The 26,113-nt window shown below is 65.7% G+C and carries 25 protein-coding genes; 11 read left to right on the top strand and 14 right to left on the bottom strand.

Translation table 11 applies throughout. The annotated features are described in order from the left end of the window. The first annotated feature begins 71 nt into the window (after positions 1-71). Entirely contained in the window at positions 72-2,894 is a 2,823-nt protein-coding gene (locus QNM97_RS23110; RefSeq protein ID WP_283820497.1) for a DEAD/DEAH box helicase, read from the top strand. 20 nt (positions 2,895-2,914) lie between these two features. Here the strand turns inward: QNM97_RS23110 and QNM97_RS23105 are convergent, their stop codons facing one another. The 6 genes from QNM97_RS23105 to QNM97_RS23080 all read right to left on the bottom strand — a co-directional run bounded on the left by QNM97_RS23105 (position 2,915) and on the right by QNM97_RS23080 (position 10,440). Then, a complete protein-coding gene (locus tag QNM97_RS23105; protein ID WP_283820496.1) occupies positions 2,915-4,012 on the bottom strand; it encodes a DNA cytosine methyltransferase in 1,098 nt (365 codons plus the stop codon). Beyond that, a complete protein-coding gene (locus tag QNM97_RS23100; RefSeq protein ID WP_283820495.1) occupies positions 4,009-5,799 on the bottom strand; it encodes an ATP-dependent nuclease in 1,791 nt (596 codons plus the stop codon). The genes QNM97_RS23105 and QNM97_RS23100 overlap by 4 nt, the downstream gene beginning before the upstream one ends. Positions 5,800-6,045: 246 nt before the next feature. Further along, the gene (locus QNM97_RS23095; RefSeq protein ID WP_283820494.1) at positions 6,046-6,348 is read right to left on the bottom strand and encodes a hypothetical protein; all 303 of its coding nucleotides are present in this window, start codon (positions 6,346-6,348) and stop codon (positions 6,046-6,048) included. A gap of 243 nt (positions 6,349-6,591) precedes the next feature. Beyond that, a complete protein-coding gene (atzF, locus tag QNM97_RS23090; protein ID WP_283820493.1) occupies positions 6,592-8,313 on the bottom strand; it encodes an allophanate hydrolase in 1,722 nt (573 codons plus the stop codon). Continuing rightward, positions 8,310-9,047: a biuret amidohydrolase gene (biuH, locus tag QNM97_RS23085; RefSeq protein ID WP_283820492.1), complete on the bottom strand. Its 738-nt coding sequence runs from the start codon at positions 9,045-9,047 to the stop codon at positions 8,310-8,312. Before biuH ends, atzF begins: the two co-directional genes overlap by 4 nt. A 34-nt stretch (positions 9,048-9,081) precedes the next feature. Continuing rightward, positions 9,082-10,440, bottom strand: a complete 1,359-nt coding sequence (locus tag QNM97_RS23080) for a cytosine permease (protein WP_283820491.1) — start codon at positions 10,438-10,440, stop codon at positions 9,082-9,084. A gap of 188 nt (positions 10,441-10,628) precedes the next feature. On the opposite strand from QNM97_RS23080, the gene QNM97_RS23075 reads away from it, so the two are divergent. Beyond that, positions 10,629-11,273, top strand: coding sequence for a GntR family transcriptional regulator (locus QNM97_RS23075; protein WP_283820490.1), 645 nt, complete (start codon positions 10,629-10,631; stop codon positions 11,271-11,273). A gap of 96 nt (positions 11,274-11,369) precedes the next feature. Here the strand turns inward: QNM97_RS23075 and QNM97_RS23070 are convergent, their stop codons facing one another. The 3 genes from QNM97_RS23070 to QNM97_RS23060 form a co-directional block, all read right to left on the bottom strand. Further along, a complete protein-coding gene (locus tag QNM97_RS23070; protein WP_283820489.1) occupies positions 11,370-11,858 on the bottom strand; it encodes a DUF1942 domain-containing protein in 489 nt (162 codons plus the stop codon). A gap of 135 nt (positions 11,859-11,993) precedes the next feature. Continuing rightward, entirely contained in the window at positions 11,994-12,302 is a 309-nt protein-coding gene (locus tag QNM97_RS23065) for a hypothetical protein (protein ID WP_283820488.1), read from the bottom strand. A 32-nt stretch (positions 12,303-12,334) separates the two neighbouring features. Beyond that, positions 12,335-12,667 (bottom strand): hypothetical protein, encoded by a 333-nt coding sequence (locus QNM97_RS23060; RefSeq protein WP_283820487.1) that lies wholly within the window; start codon positions 12,665-12,667, stop codon positions 12,335-12,337. A 309-nt stretch (positions 12,668-12,976) separates the two neighbouring features. Here QNM97_RS23060 and QNM97_RS23055 point away from each other — a divergent pair, with 309 nt between their 5' ends. Next, complete coding sequence (locus QNM97_RS23055; protein ID WP_283820486.1) at positions 12,977-13,648, top strand: hypothetical protein; 672 nt, start codon at positions 12,977-12,979, stop codon at positions 13,646-13,648. Between the two features lie 42 nt (positions 13,649-13,690). On the opposite strand, the gene QNM97_RS23050 is transcribed toward QNM97_RS23055, so the two are convergent. Both QNM97_RS23050 and QNM97_RS23045 read right to left on the bottom strand, forming a co-directional pair. Next, entirely contained in the window at positions 13,691-14,536 is an 846-nt protein-coding gene (locus QNM97_RS23050; protein WP_283820485.1) for a DNA-3-methyladenine glycosylase family protein, read from the bottom strand. A gap of 25 nt (positions 14,537-14,561) precedes the next feature. Beyond that, positions 14,562-15,023: an SRPBCC family protein gene (locus tag QNM97_RS23045; protein ID WP_208793510.1), complete on the bottom strand. Its 462-nt coding sequence runs from the start codon at positions 15,021-15,023 to the stop codon at positions 14,562-14,564. A 149-nt stretch (positions 15,024-15,172) separates the two neighbouring features. Between QNM97_RS23045 and QNM97_RS23040 the strand changes: the two genes are divergently transcribed. From QNM97_RS23040 to QNM97_RS23015, 6 genes are all read left to right on the top strand, one after another. Beyond that, entirely contained in the window at positions 15,173-15,625 is a 453-nt protein-coding gene (locus QNM97_RS23040) for a YdeI/OmpD-associated family protein (RefSeq protein WP_283820484.1), read from the top strand. Between the two features lie 74 nt (positions 15,626-15,699). Continuing rightward, complete coding sequence (locus QNM97_RS23035) at positions 15,700-17,031, top strand: SWIM zinc finger family protein (RefSeq protein WP_283823300.1); 1,332 nt, start codon at positions 15,700-15,702, stop codon at positions 17,029-17,031. Next, the gene (locus QNM97_RS23030; RefSeq protein WP_283820483.1) at positions 17,028-18,506 is read left to right on the top strand and encodes a DUF5691 domain-containing protein; all 1,479 of its coding nucleotides are present in this window, start codon (positions 17,028-17,030) and stop codon (positions 18,504-18,506) included. The genes QNM97_RS23035 and QNM97_RS23030 overlap by 4 nt, the downstream gene beginning before the upstream one ends. After that, positions 18,503-19,594: an ATP-binding protein gene (locus tag QNM97_RS23025; RefSeq protein WP_283820482.1), complete on the top strand. Its 1,092-nt coding sequence runs from the start codon at positions 18,503-18,505 to the stop codon at positions 19,592-19,594. The genes QNM97_RS23030 and QNM97_RS23025 overlap by 4 nt, the downstream gene beginning before the upstream one ends. 4 nt (positions 19,595-19,598) lie before the next feature. Continuing rightward, positions 19,599-21,887 carry a DUF5682 family protein gene (locus QNM97_RS23020; RefSeq protein WP_283820481.1) on the top strand — a complete coding sequence of 763 codons (2,289 nt, stop codon included), beginning with the start codon at positions 19,599-19,601 and terminating at the stop codon, positions 21,885-21,887. Continuing rightward, positions 21,884-23,077, top strand: coding sequence for a VWA domain-containing protein (locus QNM97_RS23015; protein ID WP_283820480.1), 1,194 nt, complete (start codon positions 21,884-21,886; stop codon positions 23,075-23,077). The genes QNM97_RS23020 and QNM97_RS23015 overlap by 4 nt, the downstream gene beginning before the upstream one ends. 14 nt (positions 23,078-23,091) lie before the next feature. Here the strand turns inward: QNM97_RS23015 and QNM97_RS23010 are convergent, their stop codons facing one another. Further along, positions 23,092-23,967 (bottom strand): alpha/beta fold hydrolase, encoded by an 876-nt coding sequence (locus tag QNM97_RS23010; RefSeq protein WP_283820479.1) that lies wholly within the window; start codon positions 23,965-23,967, stop codon positions 23,092-23,094. Between the two features lie 125 nt (positions 23,968-24,092). On the opposite strand from QNM97_RS23010, the gene QNM97_RS23005 reads away from it, so the two are divergent. After that, on the top strand, positions 24,093-24,398 hold the full coding sequence (locus tag QNM97_RS23005) for a GlsB/YeaQ/YmgE family stress response membrane protein (protein ID WP_006369004.1): 306 nt from the start codon (positions 24,093-24,095) through the stop codon (positions 24,396-24,398). Positions 24,399-24,411: 13 nt separating this feature from the next. Here QNM97_RS23005 and QNM97_RS23000 read toward each other — a convergent pair whose 3' ends face one another. Then, positions 24,412-24,852, bottom strand: a complete 441-nt coding sequence (locus QNM97_RS23000) for a DUF5994 family protein (RefSeq protein WP_283820478.1) — start codon at positions 24,850-24,852, stop codon at positions 24,412-24,414. A gap of 239 nt (positions 24,853-25,091) precedes the next feature. On the opposite strand from QNM97_RS23000, the gene QNM97_RS22995 reads away from it, so the two are divergent. Continuing rightward, entirely contained in the window at positions 25,092-25,550 is a 459-nt protein-coding gene (locus tag QNM97_RS22995; RefSeq protein WP_283820477.1) for a hypothetical protein, read from the top strand. Between the two features lie 12 nt (positions 25,551-25,562). On the opposite strand, the gene QNM97_RS22990 is transcribed toward QNM97_RS22995, so the two are convergent. Beyond that, positions 25,563-26,066, bottom strand: a complete 504-nt coding sequence (locus QNM97_RS22990) for a hypothetical protein (protein WP_283820476.1) — start codon at positions 26,064-26,066, stop codon at positions 25,563-25,565. Between the last annotated feature and the right edge of the window lie 47 nt (positions 26,067-26,113).

Here is a 26,113-nt window from a genome sequence, read left to right as displayed (position 1 = left end):
CTCGTCGGTGGCAGTTGATCTAATACTTGAAGATCAACGTAGCGGATGGCGACGACAGGGGAAACGAGACGATGCAGTCACTCGGAGATTCGGTTCTCGATGAGATCACCAGGGTGGGTCCGTTGACGTCCGTTGAACTGGCCGAACGCCTTTCGCAAACGGTGACCGCAGTGCAGAAGGTGTTGCTGGAGAATGACCAGGTCTTCGTCGAGCCTGCCGAGGGCGCCGACGCATGGAATGTCGTCTCACCGGACGACATGGCCCGTCGGCTCGGAATGAATCGTGCTCTTCGGCCCTGGCAGGTCGAAGCCTTTCAGAAATGGGTCGCCGCAGAAAGGGCAGGTGTGGTCGAGGCCGTCACCGGTGCGGGAAAGACGGATGTCGGGGTCGCCGCGATCGCAGACGCCAGACGACGAGGAGTTCCCGCCCTGGTGTTGTTGCCCGATCGTGACCTTGCGGACCAATGGCGGGGCGTGCTCGAAGGCGCCTTTCCCGGGGTGAAGATCGGTACGCCGCACGCGACCAGGGCGCTCGCGGTTTCGGAGCAGATCGTCGTCACCACCGTCGAGGGACTGGGGAAGAAGAGGCTGACGGCTTTCCGCGACGTCGGCCTATTGGTTGTCGACGAGATCCAGCGCTTCGGTATCGCGGACGTCACCGAAGCGGTCTTCCCGCGCGTAGAACTCACCGAGCGGCTCGGTCTCACGGCATCGTACGGATGGTCGAATCCACAGGCGGACCGCGTGTTGCGGCCATACTTCGGGAACCGGATCGACGGCTGTGGCTATCCCCGGGCCGTTGCCGAGGGAATCCTCGCCGAGCCGCTGGTCCTCACGGTGGGGGTCAGCTTCTCGGCGCAGGAGCACGTCGAGTACGAGGCTCTCTCCCGGAAGATCGAGAGCGCCGAACAGAAGCTCCGTGATACCGGCGTGGATCTGTCCGCCGGGGTGTATGAAACAGCGCGAGAGATTGACGCTGGGTCGTTGGTCGGGGAGATCAGCTTTCTTGCCAAGGGCTACCTCGAGGCGGTCGAGGTGCGGCGCCGGGTGATGTCGGAGTGCAAGGCGAAGGTTGCCGCGGTGGAAGTGATCGCGAGGGGTGTCGGTGACGCCCGTCGAACGACCGTGTTCACGACCTCCGATGAGATGTCCGTGAGCATCGCCAAGGCCGCGCGGAACTCCGGTGTGGTCGCCGAGGCGGTGGTGGGGAACAAGGACGTCTCCTTCCTCCTGGGACGCTATGGAAGCGGTTCCGTCGACCTGCTCGCGACATCACGCCTGCTCGACGAGGGGGTGGCGGTCCCGACGTCGCAGGTGGGAATCGTGACCGCCGCTGCCCGTGCGAGCGCACAGATGTTGCAGCGCATGGGTCGGGTGGTGCATCCCACCGACTGGGCCGAGCGGACTGCGATGGTCGTCGTCTACGTCAATGGCACCATCGAGGACCCTGACGTGGGCTCGCTCGGAGAGACCCATCTTGATGAGCTCACACCGATTGCCGCCGAGCGTGAAGATGTGGGTCCGCGGGAGGCTGCGAAGCTTCTCGGCGAATGGCTTGCAGGTGGATCCGGCGAGGAAACGTCGGTGGACGACGAGGTGTCGACCGTTCCTGTCGTCGAGCCCGAATCGTGGGAGCCACGGGAAGCGATCCTCGACATCGTCGAGGAGCACCAAGGACTCGTGACATGGGCAGAGATTCGTGAACTCCTACCCGATCTCGAGGTTGAAACCGCCCTGATGGCGGGCATCGATGAACTGACGTGGATGCGCGTCGGGAATGCGTTGGTCGGTATAGGTGGTCGGACTGCCGAGTCAACGGATGATCGCGTCATCGTGCTCGATTCGTTAGCGCGCGCGTTCAGCTCACTCGGCGCAACACCGACCGACATCCATCGGATCAGACAGGCTGTCGGTGGTGGATTCGCGGAGGGATTGTCCGACGATCGGCTGCGGGAGTTCTGGGATGCGGTCGGCGGTGGGATCGAAGACTTCGACTCGCACGCTCAACCAGAGGCCTCCGAGCAAACGGTGACCGACGAAGATCTTCACGAACCGGGTACGCCCGCCCCGGTGGACACGCCCGAAACCCTGGCCGACGTAGACGAAGTGGCGAGCAGCCCAGCACTTGCCGCGGTTCTCGACCAGTTCCTATCCCGGGGATGGAGGGCACTTCGCGGGCCGGGCCATCCTGGAAGCACTGTCGTTGTCACCAATCAAGCCGGCACACAAAAAGTTATACGTGTGCACAGCGGGATGGGAGGTAACTGGCGTATCAACACTCACGACCAGGATCTCTCCGTCGGTCACGCCGAGCATGACGCGATCATCTTCTTGGACCGCGCCACCCTGCCGCCGAAGTTCTACATCGCACCCGTTGGGCCGTACGCGAAGCGGGTGAAGGCGGTGATCGAGGCACGCGCGAAGTCGAACCCGCGCGAGCGACTCAGCGCCCACGTCAACATCGAATCATGGGTGGTCAAGGACGGACTCGACAGGTGGGACCTTCTGGGGCTCGACGAGACCACGAACGCCGCCGACGATGGTGTCGTTGTCCCGGATGGACCCGCCGAGGTCATGGAAGTTCGCGATGAACAGATCCCGTCCCCTGTGTCACCCGGGCTTCAGTGGTCGGAGGACAAGGAGCTGCGGGTGGTGCTCGACTACGAAGGGCATCGCGTGGTCGGGTTCTTCGACCCCCAGACCAAGAAGCTCCGCATCGCCGTGGCGCAGGGCGCCACGAAGTTTGTGGGCAAGGAGTTTCGCAATCCTGCCGTGGCAGCGGGCACCGTCAAGTCGCGAATCGCGAAGCGAACTGTCTTCGGAGTCGGATTCAACGATTGGGTGGTCGACGAGAATACGCGGGAAACCCTCGCGGGCTTCTTGGAGGCGAGCTGATCGCGGCACGCCCCGCCCCGTCACGCAGGTCGCGTCCGTATGCAACCGAATGACTCGCGCCAAGGGCGGGTTACGGCTGCATCGAGGTCGCCGGCCTCGAATTCGAGACCCAGAGCAGCTGTCAGTATGTGCACACCCATCCGCGGAGGGATGGCGTTGCCGACCTGTTGTGACTGATTTCTCCCGCTCCATGGATAATCGTGCGGAAATGTCTGAAGGACACCAGCCTCTTGGACCGTCAGACGCCCATAGTCCTTGCCTCTGATACCGCGGATGCGGTTCCTGGACGCTTTGCCGGTGATCGTGTACGCGGGCAACGAGGAATCCCGCACGCCACGAGCTGTGGAAACACCGCCGGTTCCATAATTGGAAACCAGCTCGAACCGTGTCGGGCGGTTGCTGCTCGGAATAATTGAAAGCGCATCTTGCATCGAAACGCATTCCAGTAGTTCTTGTTCGTCGGTATGCGTTGGATGAATGCGACGGTAGCGGGAATGTGACGGGGTCAGTTTCCTCAACTTGCCCGCAGTTTTGCGACGGGCGATCAGCACCGCTCGACGACGAGTTTGGGGAACACCGAACTCTTCGGTATGGAGAACTCCGCGAAAGGTGTGATAGCCGATTTCATCGAGAGCTTCGGCCATCGCAGCCCAGATCGGTAGTACCGAGGGGACCTGTTCGAAGACCAACGAGTCGTAGGGCTTTTCTGACTCGTGAGCTGCCACCGCCCACTTCAGGGGCTCGAGAACCAGCCCGGTCCGTACATCATCGAGCTCACTGACCTGCCGCGAGACGTCTTCTCCCTTTGCGACCTTCTTGACGAGCAGCAGAAGCGTATCGAGCACTGAGCGGCCCTTACCGGAGCCGGCGACGGTAAACGTTTGACACGGGGGGCCTGCCGCCAGCGTGGATGCAGGAAACTGGTGGTACTTGTGGTCACGTACATCGCCGGGCTGTGTCGCGAGCTCTGCTGCGGTGCGCGTCATGCATGCGTCGGAATCCCACTCGATCCCGGTGGACCGAATGCCGAGCCAGTGCGCGGCGACATCCAGACCGCCTGGACCGGCGAAGAGGTCGATCACCGAGCTCGGGGGGATGCCAGGACTGTGCTTGATCATGACAGAAACCTGTCGAGAGTGGCGCCCAGCTCCAAGAGCGAAGGGTGCTGATCTGGAACTGACGCCAGCTCGGTACGTTGAGTGGTGAGGATATCCACTGAGTTCACGGTTTCATCGGGGTATACACCAAGCGCCTCTCGTGTTCGTTCAACCCAAAATTCCTTGGCCTGAGGCGTTGTCCGGCCCACGTTATTGTAGCCGCAGATGTCTGCCAGCAATTTGTCTGGATTATTAAAGGAAGGTAGATAGTCGACATTGGAGTGGAACCAATTTAGGATCTGACGCAACTGCTTGCAACGGCGTTCGGAGTTATCGTCATCACTATCTTTCGGGGGTTTGGTGACACCTAGGAATGCCAATTCTCTCCTGAGGTCGAGATCCGGAATCCTATTCGGATCCAAACCCGGAATCAATGGGGAGGGAGGGTGCTGATCACCGTCGAGCAGGACCTTGCAGTGTCCGCCCATCGCGGCTTGAACTGGAATGACCGTGTTGAGAACTGTCGACGCGCCACCTGGCACATAAACCACGTCAACTGATCGTAGGAAATCCTCGCCGCGTGCGCGACATGCGCGGAGAACGATCTCTTTGGCCAAAGCATCTTCTACCACTATTGTCCGCGGGGAGAAATCGGCACCGACACGAACGAACGCTTCATTTTGACTGGCTGACTGGGCTACAACTCTGACCTCTCCGGTAGGACTGGCTTCCAGCAGTTTCCGTGCTTCATCGGGAAGCACTGCCACCATCGCTGGGGCGTGGGTCGCCATTACGACCTGGTGGCCTTTGGCCTTGCACTCCTGAATGATCAATGTCATCAGGAGCGTTTGTGCCGCAGGGTGAAGTGAAGTCTCAGGTTCGTCCAGAAGAATAAGACTGTTCTTGGGGGAACGCATAATAGCACGAACCAGCATTATAGCGGCGAATTCTCCGCTTCCAGCGTATGCTTCGGAATAAGTTCGTCCAGTGACGGACATGGTTGCAGTCCAGCCTTCGACGCCAAAGAAATCATGTTTCACAAGGCGGATGGAGCTGTAGGAGCGCCCCAGTATTTTACCAACCCAGCGAAGTTCATTCGCCGAGAGCTCTTCGGCCTGTTCGAGAATCCTATCGGCGTTGTAGAGATAGTAAGTTGATTTGAGGTTACTCAGGGCGTTGCCGACGTGCTTCGAGTTGCGTCGAATCGAAGCCTTCTTTTCGGTAGTCCCATTGTGGCGGTGTCTCCAACTGAAATGCATGAGAATGTCGTACGCGGGAAGCTCTTGCCGGAAATCCAGATACGTCACGTTCTTCTTGATTGGGGACCAGCGTGTCTTGTTTCGGAGACTGCTGTCTGCTGGGTCGCCTGGATCCGGCATCTTTGACATTCCGTCGCGAGCGCGTGGTCGCTCGGTCTCGAAGTAGTCGAGACCTCGGGATGCCTTGAGTACGCGAGACTTTATGACCTCCGCCGTCGCCCCACTCGGAGTGAGATACGTATGAATATACCGCTGGGGGCCCTCGTCTCCCGAGTCGGATGGCTCATCGATCGGGTCCAGTGTTGTGTCGAACCAGAAATCGCCGATATTGTACTGGTCCGGACACGATTGAATTGCGCGCAATATCGAACTCTTGTTGGTGCCGTTCGACCCAATCAACGCGGTGATAGGGTATGTGAAGTCAATTTCTTGATATCGCAAGTTCTTGAACCGCGGAAACCTGATCTGCCGTATGAATGGCTCGCACTTACCCCGCTCGAACTCGCGACGGAGCGCGGAAATGGTATCGGGGTTGCCGCTATCGGACATGGGTGTACTATACCGATCCTCGGTTCAAGGTGCTTCATGCGACCCAGCGTTTCGGCGGGTGTCTGCTTGCTTCCGCTGGACGGCGGTAGGGAGTGGGACGGTGGGTTCATCCGACGATCTGTGAGTCAACAGGTCGACGACGCCTTGGGTAATACTTGAACAGCCGGTGAGATGGCTAATCGTCGCATTGGTCGAGCAGCGATCGGGAACGTGATAGGCATCCTTCAGGTCGGTTGCGGCAGCGCCTCAGCTCGTCACCACCGTGAGAACGACGGCACCCTTCTCGCATTTCGACCCGTACCCGGCTTCGTGTGCGGCCACGGCCGTCGGACTCACGCACGTCCAACCGTCGAACATCGCCGACAGCGTGTTGCCCTGCCGAGTGATTGACGGATCGGTGAAGTAACGATTGATCAGCGCCACCGCGTCCGTGCAGGTGATCTGACCGGAGTGAACGACGACCGTACCGGGTGAGCCCGAAGGAAAGGTGACGGTCCAACATCTGCTACCGGGAGTGGCGTTGGCTTCGGCGGCGGATCTCTCGCTCACCACTGGGCTCTGGATCGTTGACGCAGGTGTGTCGACCGGCTCCGGAGAACCGGACGTCGAGCAGCCTGCCAGTGCGACAGCGGCGCCAAGAACGGTGGCTGTCAGGCCATTTCGGACGGTCCGTCTCCACCTACGCCGGTCACGCATGTGTCTCCTTTGTCGGGTGTCAAGTGGCAACACGCTAACGCGGCAACGGCGTGATCGCGCGGCTACTTGGTCAGGTTCACCGAATGAGTGAGTGGCTCACACTTCGACCCGGCCGCGGTCCTTCCGCGCCAGATGCACCAGCCAGTTACCGTCGGCGGTGATGTCTTCGCCGTGTAGCGCCCGCGGCTCGACCACGAAGCCGAGTACCTCCTCGCCGTTGTCGAGGCGGACTTTGCCCAATGTCATCGGATACTCGACGTCGTCGACGAACGCAGCCAATGCGGCCGGCCGCAAGAGCCATCGTTCGCCGACGATGGCGGCCTGACCGGTATGGAGCACAGCGGGTTTCATCGGCTCGGTGTCGAGCGCCAGCATCGAGTACTCCGGCGCGGTGCGAACGATTCCGGCGAATTCGCCACCACGATCGGCGATTTGGTAATGCAGCGGTTGCCCCCGTCGGTGGGCACCGAAGACAATGATGTTGCGCAACGGCGGCGTCCACTGCCTCGACACCGAACGGCCCGAGAGTCGCTGTGCGATCTCAGCCACCACGGCGTCGTGAAAGGCCGGAGCTAGAAAGGTCACGCCGAACGACGATCCGTTCGGGCACGATCCCATCGGCACAGCGATCGCCGAGAGATCGGCGAGATTGGCGAACGTGGTGAACCGTCCCATGCGGGCATTGACCTCCGCCGGGTCCGCCGCGGTGTCGGCGATGGTGGGGTGCTCACCGACGGTCGGCAGCATGAGCGCATCGATCGTCTCGAATACCCGCACCGCCCGGGCCGCCTGCTCGCGCATCGCCCGCATGTCACGCAGATAGTCGACTGCGCTGATGCCGCGTCCACGCTCGATCACGTCGAGCACAGCCGGGTCGGGGTCCGAGATCGTCGCGAACTCCTCGCCGAACGCCGCAGACCGCTCCGCGACGATCCCGCTGCCGTACAGCATTTGCCCGACGGCCAGCAGTCCTGCGATGTCAACGGTGACGAGTTCGGCACCGCGCGCGGCGGCACTCGACACGGCATCGGCGAAAGCCTGCCGGTGACCGGGGTCCATGCCGTCGAGATCGCCCGGGGTGGGTACGCCGACTCGTGGCGTCGCAGGTGCACCGTGTGGGGCGTTCTCCGGCCAGCAACGCGACGCCGGGTCGTCGGCGTCCGGGCCACACATCACTGCTGCGCATCGTTGCGCCGTCCCGACGTCGCGGGCGAGGACACCGACCACGTCGAACGACGGCGATGCAGGCACCACCCCTGTCAAGGGCAGCAGCCCGCGAGTGGGTTTGATCCCGACGATGCCGTTCAATGCTGCCGGCACCCGACCGGACCCGGCTGTATCGGTCGAAAGGGCCGCATCGACGATGCCCTGTGCCACAACCACTGCCGAACCCGAGCTCGACCCGCCTGCAATACGATTCGGATCACTCACCGATCGCACCGCACCGAACGCACTGCGCGTTCCCACGACACCGGTCGCGAACTGATCCATGCTGGTGGTGCCGAGCACGACGGCGCCCGACTCGACCACTCGGGCCACGACGGTCGCCGACCTCGAGGGCACAACCATCCGCGAACGGGAGCCGCACGTGGTGGGCAGCCCTGCCACGTCGATGTTGTTCTTGACCGCGATCACCATGCCCGCCAACGGCAAACGCTCACCGCGCGCCAACCGGCGATCGACGGACTCCGCGTCGTGGAGGACGCGCGAACGATCGCGCAGGGTCACCCAGGCCTCCGGCCGCGCGTGCTCGGTGCCGGCGAGCTCATCGAGACGCCGAAACGCTGCGCACACTCGGGCAACCGCGGTATCCGTCATCGGGCAGCCGCCACGCCTGTGGTGCCGGCGCCCAGCGTCGTCAACAGTTGCTCCGACGAGGCGACCGCACCGAAGACCCCGCCCTGCATCGTCACCATCGACAGCGCCGCCTCATGATGCGCGGGATCGGTGGCGCCGGTGCAGTCGGAGAGGATGAGGCACTCGTATCCGCGGTCGTTGGCCTCGCGCATCGTGGTGTGTACACAAACGTCTGTGGTGATCCCGGTCAGGATCAGGTGGGTGATGCCGTTGCGCCGCAACACCAGATCGAGGTCGGTGGCGTAGAACGCGCCCTTGCCGGGCTTGTCGATGATGACCTCACCGCCGATCGGCGCGACCTCGTCGACGATCTGCCATCCCGGCTCACCGCGCACCAGTATCCGCCCGCATGGTCCGGCCGAGCCGATCTCCGCACCGATCTGCGCTGAGCGCCACCTCTTGTTGGCCGGGAGGTCGGACAGATCGGGGCGGTGCCCTTCTCTGGTGTGTATCACCAACATTCCGGTTTCACGCGCGGCGGCGAGGACACGGGCCGTCGGCTCGAGTGGAGTGCGGGTGAGTGCGAGGTCGTAGCCCATCGCGTCCACGTAGCCGCCGGGCCCACAGAAGTCGATCTGCCAGTCGATGCAGAGCAGCGCCGTGGACTCGGCACGGAAGGCGCCGTCGTAGGGCCAGGCATATGGTGTCGCGTCGGGCACGCGAGAGAAGGTGTATCCAGGTCGGGGTGAGGTCATCAGGGGTCCTTGTTCTGCAGTGAGTGGGCGCCGCTCAGAGTTGTTCGACGGCAGCCGGATTCCGGCCGGCGACGCGGGCGAGTCCTGCTGTCACCAGCGCGCCGACCACGATGCCCACCGCCGCCACGCACAACGACGGCAGCAACTCGTTTGCGGCCAGAGCGGCTGCCGCGCCGGCGCCCCAGGCAAGGAAAGGCGAAGCACGCCAGGCCTTCCCGTCGGCGGTGTTGTCGGTCTTGCGCTGCATGAGCGCGTCGACGATGAGGACCGCGCCCAACGGGGGAACGACCACACCGAGCAGATTGAGCCAGTCCTCGAAGTGGCTCCAGATGCCGAGCACGGCGAGCAACACGCCGATGGCACCGAGGATCACGGTGAGTGTGCGCATCCGGATACCGGTGAGCTGACTCCACCCGACGGCGCCGTTGTAGAGGCAGTGAGTACACACGGAACCGAGGTTGATGAAGACGAACGCCACGGCGAGCGGTACGAGCAATCCGCCTCTGTCGATGAGGATTCCGAGGAAGTCGCCACCGGTGGTGGCGGGATCATCGGCACCACCCATCGCCACGATCACACCGCCGATCGTCAGGGCGATGGTGTTGCCGACGGGGAACGCGGCGAACGAGGCGAGGAAGCCCTCGCGCCCGTTCTTGGACCACCGCGTGAAATCGGCTGTCATCGTTCCCGAGTCGGCGAACAGTGCGACGACGAGGGTCACCGCGGCACCGAAACTGAGGGCGCCACCACCGCCGGCGTAGCTCAGGAAGTCTCCGGAACCCGGCGTCGACGATGCCGTGACAACGGCGACGATGCCCAGTCCGAGATACAGCGGTGCGGCGATGACACCGATGACGGTCAATGCGCGAATTCCCAAGAGCGTGGCAGCCAGATAGCTGATCCCGGCAATGCCCGCGATCAGCGTCGCGTTCCAGCCCATTCCGCTGTTCAGCGTCGAGCCGGTCAATCCGGTCTGGAAGGCGAACCAGCCGATCACAACGGTCGTCAGGAAGCCGGCGGGGATGCGGTATCCGCGTGAACCGAAGGTGCGGGCGGCCATCATCGCGAAGTTCTCCCCGGTGCGGCCGGCGCGTGCACTCAACAGGCCGACGTAGACCATGAGGATCACGTTGCCGGTGAGGATGGCGGCCATGCCGAGCCAGAATCCCAGCGAGTACACGACCATCCCGCCGAACACGGCGCACGTCAAGATCATCGGGAAGCCGAGCCACACCGCCGACACCGAGAACAGCGACTTGCGCGCCGACCGTGGAACCGAGCGGTCTTCGTACTCGTCGAATCCGGGCTTGTCGACCGGTTCGGGCTCGCCCGCGACGACGAGGTCTGTGGTCGAGGCAAAGCTCGTCGTGCGGCGAGCCAGAGCGCTTTTCATCGAGGGCACCGCGAGGTCCTTCCGTTGATCGGGCAGTTCCTATAGGAAACAGCGCCCGAGGCCCGTGTGGGTTACCTCTGTGTGAACTGGTTGTAAATCGCGGTCCGTCGTGTAGTTGCTGTTAGTCGTTGGTGTTGGCGTCTCCTGAGCGGCGAGCAACAGCGGCGCCCGAGCTATAGGATCTCTGTATGCCATCGATGACGAATCGCCCCACGGCGTCGGCCGCGGACGACATCCGGTCGCACATCGAAGAGGAGATCCTTGCGGGGAGGTGGGCGCCGGGCGGCAAGATCAATGCCGACGAACTCGCACGGACCCGCGGTGTCAGCCACATACCTGTCCGCGAGGCGCTGCGTGCTCTCGAAGCCGACGGCTGGGTTGTCCGCAGACATCATCGCGGGATGTTCGTGCGAGAGCGCGACGTTCATGAGTTGACGGATCTCTTCGAGACGCGACTCATCGTCGAATGCCAGGCCGCGTCGCTGGCTGCACAACGACGAACGACCGACGAGCTCGAGCAGCTCGCCGCGATCATCGACCGTCAGCTGCTGGCGGTCGAGCACTCGGAACTGGCGCTGTGCAACGCGCTGTTTCATGACGCCGTCGCCGCATGCGCGCACAACGCGGTCTTGTCGTCGGTGGTCACCGACCTGAGCAAACGGGTCAGGTTCTACTATCTGCCCACCGCCGGTGCCCGGCAAGATCATTCGGTCGCCGAGCACCGCGCGATCGTTGAGGCCATCGCCGACCGCCGCTCGGCTGACGCCAAAGAACTCATGGCTCGTCACATCAGCGACACGCGATCCGACGCGTCGGATCGGCTGGGGGACTGAACGCTCGACGACCCTGTGCGCCAACCGTGTGATGAGCGTGGGCCGAGCCTCGTCGAGATCACCCCGACGAGACTGTCAATGGGCGCGCGTCGGTGATTACGAGGACGATCCGAACGGCGGCGCCGGTGCCGGCTTGGGCTTGACCTTGCGCCACGTGATCGACCACTTCGCGAGCGTTTCTCCGAGCGGGGCCTCATAGATCAGTGCGCTCGGGTCGGGGCCGTCCACCTCAAGGGCGACAGTGCCTTTCACCTGTTCGCCCGCGGACAGATAACCCGCATGCAGCGTGGTGGCATCGTCGCTGTACTCGACGTCGTCGTAGGTGGTCCCGTCGTCGGCCTTGGCCACGAAATACAGCGGATTGACCGGGATCTCGCCCTTGGTCGCCTGGATCAGAACGGAGAATGTGACGGTACTGCTCGACAGGTAGGCCTTCTGGAGCGTGACGTAGCCGGCCCAATCGCTGTGGGAGATGAAGCGCGCGTTGGATGGGGTGTCTGCGTGGGCCGTGCCGGCCGAGGAGAAGACCGAGACCGGCGCCAGGAAAGCGATCAGAGCGAGGATCGCGAGAAAAGTACGTTTCACGAGCCGAAGCCTAGCCGCAGGACGATTGGCACATTTCACGTCCTTTGGGTGGACTACTTCGGTTGGGGGACAGGGGATACCTGCTTCGTGTCGCGACAGAAGGTCTGCAAGCGTGGCGATTATCGCCCGGCCATGTCAGTCACCGATCCGATTCCAGAACGAGCCCTTGATGCCGTTGTCGGTGAGGAACTGCTCGAGGGCGTGGTTGCTGTCGAAGCGCGCCGAGATCGTGGCAAGAAGATCGTCCTCGTCGGTGAGATCGAGGAGCTCTCGCAGACGCGCGACGTCGTCGGGGGACAGTCTGCGTTCGTACTCGTATTCGCTGTAGTGGAACACCTTCTCGACGCCGGCGCCGAGATCGTGGCCCTCGATCCTGAGTTGACCGTCCTCGGTGAGCGTCACCGTCCGCAGCATCATGCCGTCGGCGTCCTGCCTGCTGGTCATGACTATGCGATTGCGTTTTCGTTGATTGCTATTCATGCCTTGAGTTTCGCAGGTGGTACCGACAAATTACGGCGGCGAAAATACAGTGCAAGCAGGCCGCGAACGACGACGCCGTACAGGAATGTGGTGAAACCGGCGGCGAATCCGATGCCGAACCACGCGAGGCCGGCGATCATCACCGCCCACGACGTGGCGACGAGCGTTACCCACGCCGCCTCGATCGACAGCCAGGGCGTGAGCCACGGAATCACGAGAGCCGCGACCAGCACCGTGGGAAACGGCACCAACACGAGGGGATAGCCGAGCCCGTCGGAGGCGCAGACCGCCGTGACGATCAGCGCGACGACGAGGACAACCAACCACATCGACCAGAACCTCAGGAGCACCTTCGGTCTCGGCTGAGGCCAGGCGACACCACGACGAGTGGTCGGCGACCGTCGGTCGGCCGACCCGGTGTTCGACATGGAACGCATGGTAGGGCGGCGAGTACGTGCTACGGATGGCGAACCACTCGGTGGTCGATCGGCTGAAGCACCTAAACCACCGACCGGACGGCCCGCTGGTTTAGTCTCTCTACAGATATGCCGAGCCCGCTCGCTTCAGCTGGCGAACTCGGTGTCGCGACGACGCCTCCATCGGCGGCGTCGCTGCTCGTCGAAGGCGAAGGGAACGTTATGACCGGCCCGCAGAATCCGTGGAACGACCCGAATCAGGGCCCGTCACAGTTCGACCAGCCGACGCAGCTGGGTCAGCCGGTGCAGCAACCCGGGTACTCCCAGCAGCCTGGATATTCGCAGCCGCCGGGCTATCAACAACCCGGATACCCCGAGCAGGGGTATGCGCAGCAGGGTTACCCGCAACAGGGATATCCCGGCAACGCGCAGCCCGGTTACCAGCAGCCCGGCTATCCGCAACCCGGCCAGGGCCCGGGCTTTCCGCCCCCGAAGAAGCGTCCGGTGTGGCCGTGGATTCTCGGTGGCGGAATCATCCTCCTCATCATCGTTGTCGTGGTGGCCGTCGTCGCTCTCGTCGGCTTCGGCAAGGACGTCGAGAACAAGGTCAACGGGCCGGTGACGGTGACCTACCAGGTCACCGGCGACGGGTCGAGTGCCTTCATCGCGTACATGACATCGGGTGGCACGGTCTCCGAGGCGCAGAATGAGTCGGTGCCGTGGACGATGGACGTTTCGTTCGCCGGCTCGCTCAAACCCGTGAGCCTGGCCGCCAGCAACGGCGTCGACGACTCGGGAAGCATCACCTGCACCATCAAAGAGGGCAGCAAAGTGATTGCCACCGACACGAAGTCGGGTGAGGGTGCCGTCGCCGCGTGTGGCGGCACCACCTAAACCGCATCAGGGTGATGTTGTGCCCGCAATCCGGGCACAACATCACCCGGAATGCCCGCCTTCGGCCCGCGCCCGCAGATACACCGACGCCCACGTCCGAAAAGGCTTCCACGCGTTCGCAATCTCGGCGAGTACGGCGTCGGGTCCGTACAACTGCGCCACCTCGGCGGTGAGGCGGCGTTCGTTGGCGGGCACGTAGTCGGGGGCGTTGGCGCCGCGCAGCACGATCAGTTCGGCGGCGAACGGCCCTATGCCCTTGATGTGTTGCACCTCGGTGATCGCGTCCTGTGGGTCCATCGCCCGCAGCGCGGCGGTGTCGAGTGCGCCCTGCTCGGCGGCGTCGGCGACAGCGTGGAGGTATTCGAGTTTGCGGCCGGGGAGGTCGATGTCGAGGTCGGCGAGTCGCGCCGGCGCAGGAAAAGCGCCGTCGTCACCGAAGCGGTCGGTGATGGCGGCACGGGTCGCCGCTGCCTGGGCGATGCGCACCCGCTGCGAGAGCACCGACCACGCGGCGGCCTCGTAGGCGGAGTGAAAACCGCAGGGCCGCAACCCCGGAAGCGCTCGCTGCGCGCGTTCGATCACCGGGTCGCGCTCGCCGACGGCGGGCCACCCCCGGGCGTCGACGTCGAGGGCGAGGAACCGTGCGGTCTGCTCGGCGGCCGCGTCGAGATCGCCGTCGCCACTCACCTCGATCTCCGCGGTCTGCCCACGCTGGGTCACGGTGACCCGTGCGGCCGACCAGTCGGCGTCGACCCGGAACACCGTCGACAACCGTCCCGGCTCCTGCGTGCCGCGCAACGCGGATGGGGTGAATCCTTCCCAGAACTCGCGGCTGGTGTCCAGCGACCATGGGCCGAGGACTTCGCGGGTGATCGTCAGCGTGCTCATGACGCCTCCCTTGTCGGCGAATTGTTCAGTGCGACTCCACTGTTCGCGCGAGAATCCCCAACGTGGCGCGCAGACCGGCCTCGGGGATGATCGGGAACCGGCCCTTGATGTCCTCGTTGGTCACGCGACTCCAGTCGTAGTACGTGGTCACCCGCGTGCCGTCGTCGGTGGCCTCCAGGCGATAGCCGTAACGGTGATCCAGCGGCGGGCGGACGGTGCCGGCGATCGTCCACTCGATCCACCGGTCCTGCTCGAAGCCGGTGATGATCACCCGCACGTCGTACTTGCCCATCGGCAGATCGTTGAGTGACTCGCGATCCATGTGCACGACGAACTCGTCGCCCACCGCCGACACCGGCGAGCCCTCGGCGCTCTGCAGCATCCCCGAACTGTCGATGGTGACGTGCCCGTCGGGCGAGGTGAGGACGGAGAAAATGGTTGCCGGGTCGGCCTGGATCACGCGGCTGATCTCGAACTGCTCGGACATGCGGTGCTCTCCCTGCGATCGACGACGTGGTAAGCCCAGGCTATGCCCACGCGCCGGACGCCGGTCGGCATCTCTGTCATCATGGGTCCGACGCCGAGGAACTCGGTATCGACGTCCGGTAACCCACCGGCGATCGAGGAGGATCGATCATGGCACAAACGCTCATGCTCACAACGGTATTGGAGCCGCGAGGCCCGGCCGCCGCGGTGATCCTCACCGACGAGCAGGCCGCCGAACTCGGGGCGGGCAAGAAGGCCTTCCCGGTGACTGTGCGCATCGGCGACGCGACGCTCGGCGCGCGCCTGGCACGCATGGGCGGGGAGAACCTCATCGGATTCAGCAAGGCCGCCCGCACCACTCTCGGGGTGGCCATTGGCGACACCGTCGACATCACGATCGCCGTCGACGACGCGCCGCGCGAGGTGGAGATCCCACCGGCGCTCGCCGAGGCGCTCGACGCCGATCCTGTCGCGAAAACCGTATTCGACGCGCTGGCCTACAGCCGCCGCAAGGAGTACGCGCGCTCGGTCGCCGATGCGAAGAAGGAAGAGACCCGTGCGCGTCGGGTGGCCGCAGTGCTCTCGGCGTTGGCCGAGAAGTGACGACGGTCGCTCACCCGGATGACACTGACCACCACCCATGGTGCACGTCAGTGAACTGTGGTTGATTGTCTGCCATGGGTGGGCGATGGTCGGCGGATCAGGTGTTGGCGCTCGCACCCGACGCGTCGTCGGTCAAGGCCGGCCAGAAACTCGCCACCCCCACCCCGTGGACGGGCACCGGCGCCACCGACACCCTGGTCTGGGGCCTGTGCAAGGGAAGCGGAAAGACGCCGTACCAAACGATCGTCGACATCGGCGCGCCCGCCTACAAATGCTCATGTCCGTCACGCAAATTCCCGTGTAAACACGCACTCGGACTGCTGTTGCTGTGGTCGCAGAACGAGGTCCCCGACGCCGCCGAACCCGCCGACTACGCCGCGGCATGGCGGGCCGGACGCGCCGACCGTGCCACCAAGAAATCCGCCGAACCGTCCGCGCCGAAAGATCCCGACCGCGCCGCCAAGACCGCCGCGCAGCGCGTCGAAAGGGTTCGCTCCGGTATCGACGAACTACAGCTGTGGCTGACCGATCAGGTCGGCAACGGCCTCGCCGGTGCGGAGATCGACGCCTACCGACGATTCGACGCCGTCGCCGCACGGCTCGTCGACGCCCAGGCGCCCGGACTGGCCACCCGCGTCCGACGCCTGCCCGCGCTGTTCTCCGGCGTTGATTCCGCCGCGGTCGACTGGCCCGCCCGCCTCCTCGAAGAGCTGGGCCGCCTGTGGTCGTTAAGCGTCGCCCACCAACGCCTCGACGAACTCCCCGACGACCTCGCGGCCACCGTCCGCAGACACGTCGGCTATCCGACAGCCAAAGCTGACGTACTCGCCGCCGACGGGATCGCCGACACCTGGTTGTGCGTGGGCCGCCGCGACGCCGACGAGGATGGCCTGCTGAGCCGACGCATCTGGCTGTGGGGCGCCACCTCGCGCCGCTACGGCATGGTGCTCGACTACGCGCCCACCGGCGCGACCCTGCCACTGCGACCGGTCACCGGCGAGGCGATCGCCACCACCATGCACTTCTACCCGGGCACGCCACGCCTGCGATGCGTCTACGACGACACCACCCCACCATCGGATGCACCGTCCGCCGACCCCGTCGGCACACTGGAGCCGATGACCCTCACCGCCGCCCGACACGTCCGCGCCCGCGCGATCGCCGACGACCCGTGGGCACAGACCTGGCCGGTCCTCGTCTCCGTCCGGCTCGGCCGCACCGACGACGCGACGCCCGCGCTCATCGACGCCGACACCACCGCGGTCCCGCTCACCGGCCTCGCCGATCGGTGGCCGCTGCTGCTCGCGCTCACCGGCGGCGCACACGTCGCTGTGTTCGGTGACCTCGGCCCGCAGGGACTCGACGTGGCGTCGGTGCTGGTGGACGGCACGGTGATCGGACTGTGAGCACCTGGGACGAGGTGGTGTCGGCGGCGCTGGTGGGCGCGCGCACCCGCCCGATCGGCGTCGACGGCGCCGACCCGCTCATCGGTGCACACCTCACCGCCGAGATCGCCGACCCGGCGGTGCTCAGTCTGCAGGTGGCCGCACTGACCGCCGCAGCGCGTAACGCCAGCGGATGCGAGACCACCAGCGCCACAGCCATTCCCGAGGAACCCGACGATCCGCGCCCTCCGATGTCGGCACTGGCCGCCGCGTACGCCGAGCGTGCGCTCGAGCTGTCGCCGGGCATGGCACAGTGGTGCCTGCACCGGCTCGCGGCATCGGGACTGCGCCCACCGCCGTCGATGCTGCCCGACCTGCTGCGACGCACCGCACGATCCGCTGACGTCCGCCCGGCGATCACCGTGATCGTCGGCTTCCGCGGCCGGTGGCTCGCCCGTCACGCGCCCGAGCTGAAAGCGGTTCTCGACGACGCCGCAACCCTCATCGTCACCGACGATCTCGACGACTCGGACTGGACCCACGGCGAACTCGCCGACCGCGCGGCGTACCTCGCCGCACTGCGTGAGCGTGACCCCGACGCCGCCCGAGAACTCCTGGCGGCCGGCTGGGCGGCGGAGAGCGGACCGGACCGGGAACTGTTGCTGCCTATCCTCTCTCGCCGATTGTCGGCCGCTGACGAGGACTTCCTCGAACGCGCGCTTGACGATCGTCGTGCCAAGGTGCGTGCCAGTGCCGCGGAGATCCTCGACCATCTCGACGGGTCGGCGCATCGGCAACGCCTGATCGCTGCGGCGAGCGCTCTCCTCGAACTCGGCAGCCAACGACGAGGGCTCGTTCGCCGCCACATCGTGCGCGTCACCCTGCCCACCGCACCCGATCCCGCGCTGGCTCGCGACGGGATCTCGCTGACCGCGCCCCGCGGTATCGGAGTCGGCAGACATGTCCTGACGCAACTGGTCTCGAGAATCCCGCCGCGATCGTGGGAGGAGTACTTCGAGCTGTCACCCGACGAGATCGTCGCCGCGATCGACCCCGACGAGATCGGGCTGATCCACGGACTGTGCACGGCAGCCGTCGCCTTTTCCGACTCCCGCTGGGCCACAGCGCTTCTCGCGCAACGCGAAGCGTTGCCCATGGTGGTGTCGCTCGCGGATCGGCAGGTCGTCATCGACACATTCGCGGCGCTGACGGTGGAGCGGCAGCTCGTCGCCCTCGGTGCTCTGCCGTCGCCGTGGCCGGAAGCGCTGGCGCGCAGCGCATTCACCGCTGTCCTGAAGATGGTGGTGAGCCAGAAGTTCATTCCGCGCGCCACCGCCACCTGGTTCGGCATGTTGGCAACCGGACTACCCGCCACCGATACCTGGCGGGCGACGGTCGACGCCGCGCGGGAGACGTATCCGGTCGTCACCACCCAACTCGCCACGCTCGCCGAGGCGTTACGGATCCGATCAGTCCTAGACAGGGAGCTTGAGTGACCACCGACAACGAACTCCTCCGCCCACACGCCGAGCAGCTCTACGCCGCGGAGCTGGAAGCGTTGGCCCGCACCGATGCCGCCGCGCGACCGGCCAGCTGGCTGCTGTCGCCGTCGGCGGTCGTCACCTATCTGCTCGGCGGCACCCTCGACGACGGCACCGTCATCACCCCGAAGTACATCGGGCCCCGTCGCATCATGGAAGTGGCGGTGGCGACCCTGGCCACCGACCGCGCCCTGCTGCTCCTCGGCGTACCCGGCACCGCCAAAACCTGGGTGTCCGAACATCTCTCCGCGGCCATCAGCGGAACCTCGACACTGCTCGTACAAGGCACCGCAGGCACACCGGAGGAAGCGATCCGCTACGGCTGGAACTACGCCAGACTCATCGCCGAAGGACCGTCGACCGAGGCGCTGGTGCCCTCGCCGATCATGATCGCCATGCAGCAGGGCAAGATCGCGCGCCTCGAAGAACTGACCCGCATCCCCTCCGACGTGCAGGACGCACTCATCACCATCCTGTCGGAGAAGACGCTCCCGATCCCCGAACTCGGCATGGAAGTGCAGGCCACCAAGGGATTCAGCGTCATCGCCACCGCCAACGACCGCGACCGCGGCGTCAACGACCTCTCCTCGGCGCTCCGCCGCCGCTTCAACACGGTCGTGCTGCCGCTGCCCGCCAGCGCCGACGAAGAAGTCTCGATCGTCACCCAACGCGTTGCCGCACTGGGCAAAACACTGGAACTGCCCGATCTGCCCACCGCCGCCGACGAGATCCGCCGCGTGGTGACCGTCTTCCGCGAACTGCGGTCCGGGGTCACCGAGGACGGACGCGCCAAGGTCAAAACACCCAGCGGCACCCTCTCGACCGCGGAGGCCATCTCGGTGATCACCCACGGCATCGCCATGTCGGCGCACTTCGGCGACGGCGTGCTGCGCCCCGCCGACGTCGCCGCCGGAATCCAGGGCGCGGTCATCAAGGACCCGTCCGCCGACGCCGTCGTCTGGACCGAATACCTGGAAAGCGTTGTGCGCGAACGCGACGATTGGGCCGACTTCTACCGTGCCGCCCGATCGGCACTGAGCTGAGCACATGCCACCCACCACCGCCGAGGACCTCAACGCGCCCGTCGTGGCCCCGGGCACCTACGTGCTCGGCATCCGCCATCACGGACCCGGCTCGGCGCGAGCGGTTCTCGGTGAGCTCGACCGCATCCGGCCCGACGCCGTGCTCATCGAGGGCCCGGCCGACGCGTCGGACCTGATCACCGCCATCGCCGATCCCGGCATGACGCCGCCGGTCGCGTTACTCGGCTACGCCGCCGACGACCCGTCCCGCGCCGCGTTCTGGCCGTTCGCCGAGTTCTCCCCGGAATGGCAGGCGGTGCGGTGGGCCACCCGGGCAGGTGTCCCCGTCGAATTCTGTGACCTGCCGACCTCCCTCGTCCTGGCCCATCACGCCGGACCCGTCGAGCGGGACCAGGAGTTCGACCCCACTCGCGCCGACCCGATCGGCCGGCTCGCCGCTGATCCGATTGGGCGGCTCGCCGCCGTGGCCGGCTACAGCGATCCCGAACGCTGGTGGGACGACGTCGTCGAAACCCGTGGCGAAACCGGCGGATTCGAGGCGATCGCCGACGCCATGATCGCGCTGCGCGACGACGAGACACCCGTCGAGGCCGGCGAGCCGAATCCCGAACGCCTGCACGAGGCACGTCGCGAGGCCCACATGCGGCAGGTGCTCCGGAAGACACTCAAGGCGCCCGGCACGGTGCGCGTGGTGATCGTCTGCGGGGCATGGCATGTCCCGGCGGTCTCCGGGAAACTCCCACCCGCCGTCGCCGACACCCGACTGCTCAAGGGGATGCCCAAGGTCCGCAGCCGGGTGGCGTGGGTGCCGTGGACCCACTCCCGTCTCGCCAGCGCATCTGGCTACGCCGCCGGTGTCATCTCACCGGGCTGGTACCACCATCTGTTTGCCACCACCGACGACGTCGTGGTGCGCTGGCTCATCCATCAAGCCAACCTGCTGCGGGACAAGGATATCGACGTGTCGTCGGCGCACATCATCGAGACCGCGCGCCTCGCCGACGCGCTCGCACTGATGCGCCACCGCCCGCTACCCGGACTCGCCGAGATCAATGAGGCCACGCTATCGGTGATGTGCCAGGGTGATTCGGGTCTCGCCGACCTCATGTACCGCGAAGCGGTGATCGGGGAGCGACTCGGCGGCGTCCCCGACGACGCGCCCGTCGTACCCCTGCAGGCCGACGTGACCGCCGCCGCGAAATCGGCTCGGCTGAAGATGGATCCGGTCGCCCGGGAACTCGTCGTCGATCTTCGCAAACCCGCCGATAAGGCCAAATCCCTGCTGCTGCATCGCCTCGCGATCCTCGGCGTCCCGTGGGGAACACCCGCCGAGGTGCGGGGAACCGGCACGTTCAAAGAGGGATGGACCCTGGCGTGGCGACCCGAGTTCGTCGTCGACGTGGTGATGGCATCGGTCTGGGGAACCACGGTGCGCGCCGCGGCCACCGCAAAGATCATTGACCGCGCCACCCGCGGCGAGTCCCTGGGTGACGTCACCGCCGCCCTCGAGGCAGCGTTGCCCGCCGAGCTCGTCGACGCAGTGCCCGCGGTACTTTCCGCACTGTCCGACCGGGTCGCCGTCGACCACGATGTGGCACAACTGATGTCGGCACTGCCGGCGTTGGGACGGGCCCGGCGCTACGGGGATGTCCGCGGCACCGACACCGGCGCACTCGGCGAGGTCGCCTCGTCGTTGCTGCTGCGTATCTGCATCGGCATCCCCGGCGCCGTCTCCAACCTCAACGACGACGCCGCCCGCTCCCTCAAGGATCACCTCGACGCCGTCCACGAGACGGTCGCGTTGCTCTCCGACGAGGACCGCACCCGGTGGACCGCCGCGGTGCGGATCATCGCCGACCGCACCGATGTCAACGGGCTCCTCGTGGGCCGGGCGACCCGACTACTGCTCGACGGCGACCACATCGACACCGCCGACGCTGCGGCCCGGGTACGGTTCGCCCTCTCGAGCGGCGCCACCCCGACCGCGAAAGCCCAATGGATCGACGGCTTCCTGGGTGACGGCGGACTGTTGCTGGTACACGACCGGGAATTGCTCGCAGTCCTCGACGGCTGGCTCACCGGGCTGACCGAACAAGACTTCACCGACGTTCTCCCGTTGCTGCGCAGAACCTTCGGCCTGTTCGACCGATCGGTGCGACGCAACATCGGCAACCGTGTCGCCTCACTCGATCAGGGCCATTTCAGCCAGAATGCCGACGCCGCCACCACCTTCGACGCCGAGCTCGCCGCGCCCGCGGTGGCCACGATCGCCGCACTCCTGGGGTTGCCATGACCGAACAGCCCACAGTCCCGGCGGAAGACGGCGCGCATCAGCGTGGCCGGCGATGGCGGCTCGTCCTCGGTGAACCCGCCGCCGAACAGTTCGCCGGACTCGGCGGCGCCGATCTCGAGATGGACGGCGCACTCGCCGCACTCTACGACGCGGACTCCACCAACAGACGTGGCGGGCTCGGGGCGTCGGCGCCGTCGGTCGCGCGGTGGCTCGGTGACATCCGAAAGTACTTTCCGTCCACCGTCGTTCAGGTGATGCAACACGATGCCGTGACCCGGCTGAACCTGCATGCGCTGCTCACCGAACCGGAACTGATCGACAGCGTCGAACCCGACATCGACATGGTCACCACCCTGATCGGTCTCGGCCGCGCGATCCCCGAGAGCTCCAAGGCTTCCGCGCGGGCGTTGGTACGCAAGGTCGTCGACGAGGTCGAGAAGCGGATCGCCGAACGCACACGCAGCGCCGTCGGTGCCGCGGTGGATCGTGCCAGCCACGTGCACCGCCCGAAACTGCGTGACATCGACTGGAATGCCACGATCGCACGCAACCTGCACAACTACCTGCCGGAGCAGAAGACCATCGTTCCCGAACGCCTCGTCGGGCACGGGCGGCGCGCCCAGGTGGTGAGCAAGGACATCATCCTCTCGATCGACCAGTCCGGGTCGATGGCGAGATCCATTGTGTACGCGTCGATCTTCGGAGCGGTGATCGCGACCATGCGGTCGGTGCGGACCTCGCTGGTGGTCTTCGACACCGAGGTCGTCGACCTCACCGACCACCTCGACGACCCGGTGGACGTGCTGTTCGGAACCGCGCTCGGCGGTGGCACCGACATCAACCGGGCCATCGCCTACTGCCAGGACCTGATCACCCGGCCCAACGACAGCATCTTCGTGCTCATCTCCGACCTGTACGAGGGAGGCGTGCGCGACGAGATGCTCAAGCGGGTCGCCCACATGCAGGCCGCGGGCGTGCAGGTGGTGGTGCTGCTCGCGTTATCCGACGAGGGCGCACCGGCTTTCGACCGCGAGATCGCCGGGGCGCTGGCGGCCATGGGCATCCCGGCCTTCGCCTGCACCCCCGATGCCTTCCCCGACCTGCTCGCCGTCGCCATCAATCGCGGCGACATCGTCGGATGGGCCGACGCCAACGAACTGTCACGTCGGGGGATGAGTGACGAGGAGTAGCGGGGCGGGGAGGCTCAATCGAGTTGTCGGCGAATGATTTCCGCCAACTGGTCTGGCGCGTCGCTCTGCACCGAGTGGCCCGCATCGGCGACGGTGATCACCTGGGCGGACGGCTGGATTCGACGGAGGCGGGCGATGTCGTCGTCGGTGGTGAACGGTGAGCGACCGCCCTCGACGAGGGTCAGTGGCGCCTGTACCGCGGCGAGGTCGTCCCACATCGGCGCCGGATCGGGTGCCTCGCGAATCCGGTCGTAACGCCACACCCACGCACCGTCGTCGCGTTGGCGTGTGTTGTGGATGACGCCCCGACGGACCGATGCGCGGGAACGATTCGGGGATGCGGCGGCGGTGAGGTCGACGATCTCCTCGAGTGTCGAAAACTCCTGCGGCCCTTCGATCAACGCGACCGTGCCGCGCGCCGCGGCAGTGAGATCGGCAGCGCGACACGGTGATTCGGGGGTGACGTCGACGAGGACGGCCCGCGGTACCGAGTCGGGAGCAATCGCGGCGATCCGCAGCGTCGTCAAACCGCCGAGCGACATCCCGACGACGAGGTCGGCATCGGGGGCGAGTTTACGCAGGACCGGGAGGAGGGTGTCGGCACTGACGTGCGGGCGATAGTCGTGGTCGTCGCGCCACGACGAATGCCCGTGGCCGGGCAGGTCGACGGCGAGCGCGGGCACGTCGAGATGCAGCATCATCGTGTCCCAGGTGTGGGCGTTCTGCCCGCCGCCGTGCAGCAACACCACCCGTGGTGACGCGGGCGTCCACGCGAGCGCGCTGATCCGCTGCCCGGCGACGTCGGCGTCGACGCGGGTGACCTGCGGCAGCGGCTCGGTGCGGCCGACCTCGTCGGCGATCTCGGCAAGCAGGGCGAACTCGGAGGTCATCGCCCGAGGTTACGACGATGACGGTCGGGTGCCGAGCTTTGGGCCCACAGCGATCGGCCACGACGACGCCCCGTGTGGACTACCGTCGCCCTCAGAGGCAACGGAGCCAACCAGAGGAGTTCACGATGACCACACTCGCGGCAACCGAGATTCTCGCCCGATCGTCGACCACCACAAGCGTCGGCTGGATCGGCTATATCATCATCGGCGCCCTCGCCGGCTGGATCGCCGGGAAGATCATGAAGGGCGGCGGCTCGGGCCTACTGCTCAACATCGTGATCGGCATCGTCGGCGCGCTGATCGGCGGCTTCCTGTTGAGCTTCTTCGTGGACACCGCGTCGGGCGGCTGGTGGTTCACGCTGTTCACCGCGATCCTCGGATCGGTGATCCTGCTGTGGATCCTCGGGCTGGTGCAGCGCTCCCGGACCTGAGTGTGCGTGCGGGTCAGGCGGTTGCGAGATACTGCCCGGCCCGCGCCAGGATCTGCTGGGCGCGACGGGCATCCAGCGAATGGATGCGACCGTCGGTGATCTCACTCTGACCGGCCAGACGCAGCAGCAGCGCGGCCAGCGCCGACCCGGTGCGCGACGGGATCACCAGTAGCGTCGCCGTCGTCGTGGGTGTCGTCAGTGTCATCAGCGGCGGGACCGCAGGCGCATCGGCGGAATCGAGACCGGGATACCGGCGGAAGCTCTGCCAATTGACCTCGATCGCCGTGATCTCCCCGAGGACCGGCGCCACCGCCGTCGACAACCGGCTCAACTCGTCGGCGATCTGGACGGTGTAGGGATACCAGGCCCCGGCCACCGCGGCTTTCGGGTCGCTGCACAAGCGGACTCGCGTGGGGCCGAGAGTCACCGAGGGTCGGCCGGTGGTTGCATTCACTGCGCACATTCCTGACTTGCGTCTTCCCGCATCGGATGACCAACACACGACCACGCGTCCACGTTGGGTATGAGTGCGAATCAGCTACCTGGGACTATACGCCACCGGGTGTGGGGTGCCGGGGAGCGCAGCGGCGTGCGGGTGCGCTCCCACGGGGGAGAATGTTCGCAGCGGTAACGATCCGGCCGGCCGCAGCGACATCCCCCACACAGTCACGAGTCGGGGAGAAGGAGATCTCCATGACATCGACTCCATCACCGACTTCGCGGGGCACGATCGCGCGCTGGGCAGCCATCGCCGCGACCGCGGCCATCGCCACGACACTCGGAACCGGTGCTGCCGCAGCCGACGACGGCAACACCAGCACCACCCTGTACACGCTGGCGAGCACCGGAGCGTGTGCGGGAACCCTCACCGCAGGTGTCAGTCACTACCCCAACGAAGCCGACCTCTTCGCCAACGGCACCCTCCACGGCGTCGGATCGTGTTCTCTCGACGTCGATTTCGTCTTCACGAGCCGTGCCGACGGACACACCGCGACCTTCACCCGCCACTTCTCGGGACCGGGATTCATCGGCCTGCCCGGCGCCGACATCGTCTCACCCGGTGCGCCGGGCGCGTACGACGTGACCGTCAGCCCGCGTGCCCCTCACCTCGGGGGGCAGCGGCTGACGATCGACACCGTGTATCGGGGATGAGTGCGCCGTCGGTCATCCGCAGGTCGAGAGGTCCTCACCCTTGCGACAGAACACGACGGAGTCCGCTTGTGGATAGACCGCGAGCAGCAGTGCGTTGTGTTCGCCGCGCTGCCCGATGATCGCGTGATACTGCTTGCCTGCGGCGAGCACGCCCTTGCTGCCTGCGCCGGTCTTGCTGATCGGGCGGTCGATCGTGGTCAGGATTCCGCATTTCTGGAAGATATCGGCGCGCTGGGGATTCCAGGTCAGCGTCCACGTCTCGGTGTTGGCGGTGTTGTCGCCGAACGTGATCTTGCCGCTGCCGTTGTTGTCGAGGACGATCTCCTTGGCCCCGTAGCCGACCCAGTCGCCCACGAACGGCGCGCGATCCGAGCAACCGGTGCTCGGCGCCGTCGTGGCAGGCGGATGGCTGTACTGCGGATCCTTGGTGCCGCCGGCATGTGCCGTGGCGGGCAGGGTCACCGCGAGTGCGGCAGCGCAGAGTGCCGCGGCGCCAAGGGTTCTCAATCGATTCACGAAGACTCCCGAAGTGGTGGAAGGGACAGCGGGTCGTTCCCGGACAT

It is taken from the genome of Gordonia sp. L191 (genome assembly GCF_030077625.1).
In the GTDB taxonomy this organism is placed as follows: Bacteria; Actinomycetota; Actinomycetes; order Mycobacteriales; family Mycobacteriaceae; genus Gordonia; species Gordonia polyisoprenivorans_A.
Note: the sequence above shows the minus strand (reverse complement) of the source record. Positions and strands in the feature narration are given on the sequence as shown.